The sequence below is a fragment of the Streptomyces sp. NPDC048275 genome, assembly GCF_040652275.1.
GTDB lineage: Bacteria > Actinomycetota > Actinomycetes > Streptomycetales > Streptomycetaceae > Streptomyces.
The window spans coordinates 1-6,106 of the sequence record NZ_JBEZLR010000195.1; the positions used below are offsets into that span (position 1 = coordinate 1).

4 protein-coding genes and 3 pseudogenes are annotated in these 6,106 nt (G+C 68.4%); 2 read left to right on the plus strand and 5 right to left on the minus strand.

What is annotated here, in order from left to right; genetic code table 11:
- Nucleotides 1–98 (minus strand): annotated as a pseudogene (locus AB0D57_RS46875) (N-acetyltransferase); the annotation flags it as partial.
- Between the two features lie 209 nt (nt 99–307).
- Here AB0D57_RS46875 and AB0D57_RS46880 point away from each other — a divergent pair.
- A pseudogene (locus tag AB0D57_RS46880) lies at nt 308–1,183 on the plus strand (IS5 family transposase).
- Nucleotides 1,184–1,201: 18 nt separating this feature from the next.
- On the opposite strand, the gene AB0D57_RS46885 reads toward AB0D57_RS46880, so the two are convergent.
- Together AB0D57_RS46885 and AB0D57_RS46890 are read right to left on the minus strand one after the other, a co-directional pair.
- Nucleotides 1,202–2,758, minus strand: a complete 1,557-nt coding sequence (locus AB0D57_RS46885) for an oxidoreductase (protein ID WP_362088641.1) — start codon at nt 2,756–2,758, stop codon at nt 1,202–1,204.
- Nucleotides 2,759–3,437: 679 nt separating this feature from the next.
- A complete protein-coding gene (locus tag AB0D57_RS46890; protein WP_362088642.1) occupies nt 3,438–4,271 on the minus strand; it encodes an alpha/beta hydrolase in 834 nt (277 codons plus the stop codon).
- Between the two features lie 109 nt (nt 4,272–4,380).
- Here AB0D57_RS46890 and AB0D57_RS46895 point away from each other — a divergent pair, with 109 nt between their 5' ends.
- Nucleotides 4,381–4,866 (plus strand): helix-turn-helix domain-containing protein, encoded by a 486-nt coding sequence (locus AB0D57_RS46895; RefSeq protein ID WP_362088643.1) that lies wholly within the window; start codon nt 4,381–4,383, stop codon nt 4,864–4,866.
- Nucleotides 4,867–4,896: 30 nt separating this feature from the next.
- Here AB0D57_RS46895 and AB0D57_RS46900 read toward each other — a convergent pair.
- Both AB0D57_RS46900 and AB0D57_RS46905 read right to left on the minus strand, forming a co-directional pair.
- Nucleotides 4,897–5,052, minus strand: a pseudogene (locus tag AB0D57_RS46900) (ATP-binding protein); the annotation flags it as partial.
- Nucleotides 5,053–5,127: 75 nt separating this feature from the next.
- Nucleotides 5,128–5,343 carry a hypothetical protein gene (locus AB0D57_RS46905; RefSeq protein WP_362088644.1) on the minus strand — a complete coding sequence of 72 codons (216 nt, stop codon included), beginning with the start codon at nt 5,341–5,343 and terminating at the stop codon, nt 5,128–5,130.
- Nucleotides 5,344–6,106 lie beyond the last annotated feature (763 nt).

Below are 6,106 nucleotides of genomic sequence, written 5' to 3' on the forward strand. Positions count from 1 at the left end.
GCTCGCGACGCGTTGACCACGTCGTCGTGGAGCTCGGCCTGAAGGATCGGAACGTCGTCCTCGTGCCGGGCCCTGAGCCCGACCTTGCTGCCCTTGACTGGCGCCTGCCGTCCGGAGCTGCCGCGCCGTTTGACGTGGTGGACCTGGCTGAGCTCGCCGAGGACGGCCGTATTGCCACGCTGCGCATCGTGTACGACACCGTTGACGTGCGTCCGGCGTTCGAACGCGAGACGGGCAGTTCGTGGCGGCCCACCACGGATCGGAGCTGACGGGCTGCTGTCCACCCTGGCCGTGAAACGATCTTCAGATGTCTCGGGGCGATCTGACGGATACACAGTGGGAGCGGCTGGAAGCCGTGTTGCCGCCGATACCGAAGATGGGCCGACCGCCGCGGGATCGGCGGCAGGTTTTCGACGGAATCTGGTGGCGGGCGCGGACGAGCTCGCCGTGGCGGGATGTGCCCGAGCGGTACGGGTCCTGGGAGACGGCGTATGCGGTGTTCCGGCGCTGGCAGATCGACGGCACCTGGCCCTGCATCCTGAAGAAGCTGCAGGTCAAGGCTGATGCCGACGGCATCATCGAGTGGGAGGTCTCGGTCGACTCCACCGTCTGTCGAGCGCACCAGCACGCCGCCGGGGCCCGCAAAAAGGGGCTGACGATCCGGGCCGGACGCGTCCGGACGGCCTGGCGGACGAGCCGGACGACCACGGTCTCGGCCGCTCCCGCGGTGGGCTGACCACCAAGATTCACCTCGCCGTCGACGCTTCCTTCCACGTTCTTGCGGCTGTCATCACCGCGGGCCGGCGGGGCGACGCACCGGTCTTCGAGCGGGTCATGGAGAAGATCCGCGTCCCTCGGGTCGGCGTTGGACATCCGCGCACCCGCCCGAAGCACGTCCTCGCGGATCGCCCTACTCCTCGCGCCAGATCCGCTCCTACCTGCGCAAACGCGGGATCGCGCACACCATCCCGGAGAAGCGCGACCATGCCGGCCACCGGATCCGCTGTGGCTCGGCCGGTGGCCGCCCGCCCGGCTTCGACCGCGAGATGTAGAAGCGCAGACACAAGGTTGAGTGCCGATCGGTCTGTTGAAGCAGGCCAGAGGCGTCGCGACCAGGTACGACAAGCTTGCCGTCCGCTACGAGGCCACCGTCCAACTCACCCTCATACGGCAAGCACTGTGACCACATCTCAAGGACGTCCTAATTCTTCTGCAGGGTGCGGGTGACACCCGCGATGACGGCGGTTGTCAGCACCCAGCCGAAGGCGATCAGCAGGTAGGCCAGCGCCTGGAGGCTGTCGTTCGACCAGTACCAGGCTGTGCGCTGGCCCAGACCACCGATGGGGATCAAGAGGTCGAGTGTGTAGACGAGGGGCTGGAACGGGGCGCCTTCGCCTTGTTTGACCCGGTCGGGAGAGTGAGTGCCGAATGCCAGTGTGCCCAGCAAGGCCAGTGCGAGGAGCCAGACGCCGGCCAGCCACGGGCGGTAGCCATAGCCGACGGTCACGTCGAGCAGGTGCCCCCACACGCGCGCGGCCGGCGGCAGAGTTTCACGCCGATGGCGCTGTTTGGCCAGGAGTACGCGGCGGGCGTCGTCGTCGTGGCCGGCCTTCCGGTACCAGCTCGCCAACTGCTCATAGGGCTGGGGGTTGTAGCCCGGCCCGCGTCGTATCCACGCCACACGGTGAGCCACGGAGTCCCGCCGCCCCACTGCCTCCTGCCGCTCGCCAGCCTCGTCCACCTTGATGGAGCCGTAGACGAAGCCGTCCAGGTCGACCGTGTCTGGCCAGCTGTGCTCGCTGTCGTGGAGGTAAGACACCTGCGCGCCCCGCAGGTCCACGGTGCCGGACGGTGGCCGGGCGAGGGTGAAGTCGAAGTCGACGGCCTGCATCAGCAGGGCGACCAATGACGGGCCGTGGCCGTCGGGCGGCCCGTTCAGGACGGCTCCTTCAAAGGTCAGGTTGTCCGAGATCCGGGCACCGCGCAGCCGCACGGTCCCGTTCGCGATGAACCCGTCGGAGAAGTCGAGCGTCGATGCCACGGCGTTGTCCAAGGCGAGCGCCACTCCGCGTGGGCCGGAGCCCACCAGGTGTGCTCCCTGCATGAATAGTCCGCCCGGCAACTGCGCCCCCAGCAGCCGCACTTCACCTCGTGCGACGAACCCGTCCTTGCAGAAGACGCCTCCTTCCATGACCAGGCCGCCGGCGGCCACGGCCCATCCTCCGGGCGCGTTGATCTCGGCCCCGTTGAGGAGTACGCCGCCAGTCACCCGGGCGTCGCTCAGCGACAGGGCGGTGCTCACGTGGTTGAAGGGCGAGGAAGCGAGGCTTTCCACGACGGAGCGCCGCAGGTCGAGGTTTCCCTCGATACGAGCCGAGTGGGCTTCGATGCCCGGCACCCGGCTGCCTGTGATCACGAGCGTCTGCGTCGACGCTCCGAGAAGGTCCACCGGGTCCTCGAACCAGCAGTCCTCGAGCCAGAGGGCGTGAGCGATCTGCGCGCCGGCCAGATTGAGGTGCCCGGACAGCCGCGCCCCGGCGAGCCTCAGGCACGCGACGGCGCCCGGTTGCGCGGTGTTCGCGCCCAGGAGGAGCGCCACGATCACGGCGGCCCGAACCGTCTGCCCCGGGCCCCACTGCCCACCCTCGGTGACACGGTCGTTCTCGGGAACACCCGTGCGCAGGTCCACGCGGCGTCCCTCGGGGAACGCGTCCCACAGCTCACGCTCCGGTGAAGTCAACTCGTCGTATGAGAGCACTCGTGCAGAATAGTGATCTTCTCGCTCGCCTTGCCCCACCGCGCGCGGAATCGGAGGGCGGCCCATTCTGTGAGGAGTTCTTAGGGCTTGGCGCACGTGATGGCCCGCTTGCGCGTTCCCCGCCGCCACGTCGTGAGGCTAACGGACACTACTGACAACGAGGCCAAAGCCCCCGAGAACAGTTCTGACCCTCCGTCGGCGCCCCGAATGCGAGCAGCAGGCTCTGGTCCTGGGCGGTGGCGTGCCCGGCTGCCGTTTCTGCCTCAAGACGTGGAACGACCCGGAGGAGGCCGCCAGGCGGGTCAGGGCGTCATCCGTTCCGCCGCGATACCCAGCGTGGTGGCCAGCCGCGCTCCCGATCGTCCGGCCAGGGCCAATGCGATCGCGTTCAGCAGTGCCCCAGCTGGTCGGTGCAGCGGGCGTACGTGCTGGTAAAGCCTGGTATCCGCTCGGCGAACGTGACCGTCGAACTGCACGCCGCGGACTCGACGTGCACTGCCGCACAACCCGGCTCGGACTCGGCAATCGAACACAACCTTCCCCGACTGGCGCGGCTCCCCGTGATCGCTGTCAGGGCGGCGAAGTGGACCAGGAGGGCGGTTTGTTCCGGGACCACCGGGGCCGTGGAAGCCTGCCTCACTCAGCCTTCCGGCAGGGTGTTGTGCCGGGCCGCTCTGCGTCATCCTGCGGCCTTCAGGATCTCCCGGATGCGTGTTGCGTAGGCACGCGGGTGGCTGGTGTTTCCGTTGTGTCCGCCGGGCAACTCCTGTAGTTCGCGGTCGAGCAGTGTGGCCAGGGCTGTCGCGGACTGGTAGTCGAAGACGGTCCGCGGAGTGGTGCGCCCGGTAGCGGGCACGATATGTGTGCTGACGCCCTTCAGCGCGGCGATGTCGAGGGTGTCGTGGATGATCGCGGTGAAGTCGTGCCGGATGAAGTAGTCGAAGTTGGCGGCGCGTAGGGCGTTCATCGGCTGGGGCGTCAGATCGGGTTCCGTGTCCGTGGCGGCGGGGTCGATGCCCAGGGTCCTGGCGATCTCCGGGAGTGCGGCGGTCAGGCCCTCGCGGAGGTAGAGGTCCTGAAGGGCGGCGAGTTCGCGCTCGTGGCGGGCGCGTTCGTCGTCGGGCAGCAGGCGTGGGGCGACGGGCTCGTGGGCGATGAGGGTGCGGATCTGTTGGGGGTGCTGCACGGCGGCGTGCAGGCCGATGACGGCTCCGAGACTGCAGCCGAGCATGAGGGCGGGGGTGTCGGTGAGAGAGGCCAGCAGGCGGTGGACGTCATCGGCGTGCCCGGCCAGTGTTGCGCCTCGCTCGGGGGCGTCGAGTCGGCTGCGGGACAGCCCGCGGCGGTCGTAGGTGACCACGGTGTAGGAATCGGTGAGGTGGGCGACGAGGTCGGTGGTGCGGTCGGCGTCGCCTTCTCCGCTCTGCGAGATGAGCAGCAGTGGGCCGGCGCCGCGGACCTGGTAGTGCAGGACTGCGCCGGGAACGGCGAGCGTGCCGGTGGCCTTGGGCATGGTGGTCCCCCTTGTAGGCGGCGGTCCTTCCGCCGTCCTTCGACCAACTTATTCCATCGAACTAGATGTATCAATCTCGATGAATCTATTTCGATATATGTTGAGCGGTGTGAACGGAGTCGAGCTGTTCCTGCTGGGGCGCGCCCTGATGAAGATCGGCGAGGAAGCCTTGCCGGAGCCTCCGGGCGGCGCCGGCCGCTATGCCGGCAGCGCCCGGCTGGTGCTGATCGTGGCCAGCGACATCGCCGCTCATCCCGACACCGCCGTCGGTGAGATCGCCGCCCGCACCGGCCTGCCGCAGAGCCAGGTGTCCTCGGCCATCGCCCGGCTCAAGGAAGCCGGATCGGTGCAGACGGCGCCGGATCCCGTCGACCGGCGCCGCGTGCTGGTGCGTCAGGTCGCCGAGGTGTCCGAGCGAGTGGCGCAGGTCCGCGCCGCCGGCATCGAGGATGCCCTCGCCGTGGCACTTGGATCTGATGACCCGCATCGGCTGAGGGAGGTATCAGAAGCCTTGGATGTACTCGCCCGGAACCTCTTGCCGCAGTCGGGGGTCCCGCAGTCCCGCCGTGCAGACATCGTTCCGCCGTCGGAGTAGGGCCGTTACTTCGTTTCGTTGTTCTTGGTTCGCCTTGGTGCGGGCCAAGAGGTAGGACTCGGTGCCGGTCTCGATGAGGGTGGCGTTGAAGGTGAGCCGGTCCACGATCGCCGCGCAGAGCCACAGATCGGTGAAGGTTTTGCTCCAGCCCGTGAGCGCCTCGTTGGAAGCGATCGCGATGCTGCTCAACGGGGAGGTCGGCATGGCGGCGACAGGTATGGGCGGTGGGGCCTACGCGCGGGCTATGGCAGGCAGTGGTCTCTAGCCGGGTTCGCGGTCCAGGACACGGCGGGCCGCCTCGGCCTCTGCCGCTGGCGGGGACAACTCGTCGAGGGTGTCGAGCTCGACGTCCGATGCGAGTTCACGTTCCCAGGCCGCCGCGAGCCGTTCCTGTTCTTTGCGCGGCTTGGCGCCGACGGCCTCCCGGTGATCCGGGTCCAAGGCCGCCAGGAATCGTCCGACCGGGTCCGTCGTCATGCTGTGCTCCTTGTCGCCGGGAAGGGTGCCGATCCGGGCCCAGCATGGCCAGCCGGTAACACGCCAGCCGGCCGACACGGCCTGGGGGCACCCGGATGGCCCCCGTCGCTCGCCCCAGCCGCCTCCGCGCTGATCTGCATCGCGGGCTTCAACGAACGGTCTCGTGTGGTGTCACCTCCTGGCGCTGTCCGCCGATTGCGCGCGACACCGAGCCGCGCACCACGGCGGCAGAAGCGGCATCGGCCATGGCCAACAGGACGCAGAGGTCGGCCAGTGGCGGTACTTACGGGGCGTCAGGCGCTGGTTCCTCGCGTACACCTTCTGACCTCGCTAGACGGACCCGCACCGTCCGGTAGTCCCGGCACGTCCCGCCGTTGTCGGGGCCGCTTGCCACCCTCCCCGGCGTTCCCCGGATCAGGCTGCCCCCAGCTTCACCAGACCGCTGCGACGGCCCGGCGGAGAAGGTCTTTCACCTCCACTCGATTGCAGTGAGGTCGACCCGGAGCGCGGTACTGGCCTCTCGACCAGCCCGTTTCTCCGGGTCGCCTCCCGAACCCGGCGTGCGCCGCTAAGCGCACCGGGCTCTCCACAAGTCCCGTGAGTCGGTGTTCACTTCATGCCGTGCTCGGCCATGGTGTCGGGATGCGTGTTCCCCGGTAGTAGTAGCGCTTGGCCTCATGTGTTCAGCTGAGGCCGTGACCTGACGCTCCGGCGGAAGAAGGGTGCCTCCCACCTGCGATGATCTGGACTGTCTAGATCAAAA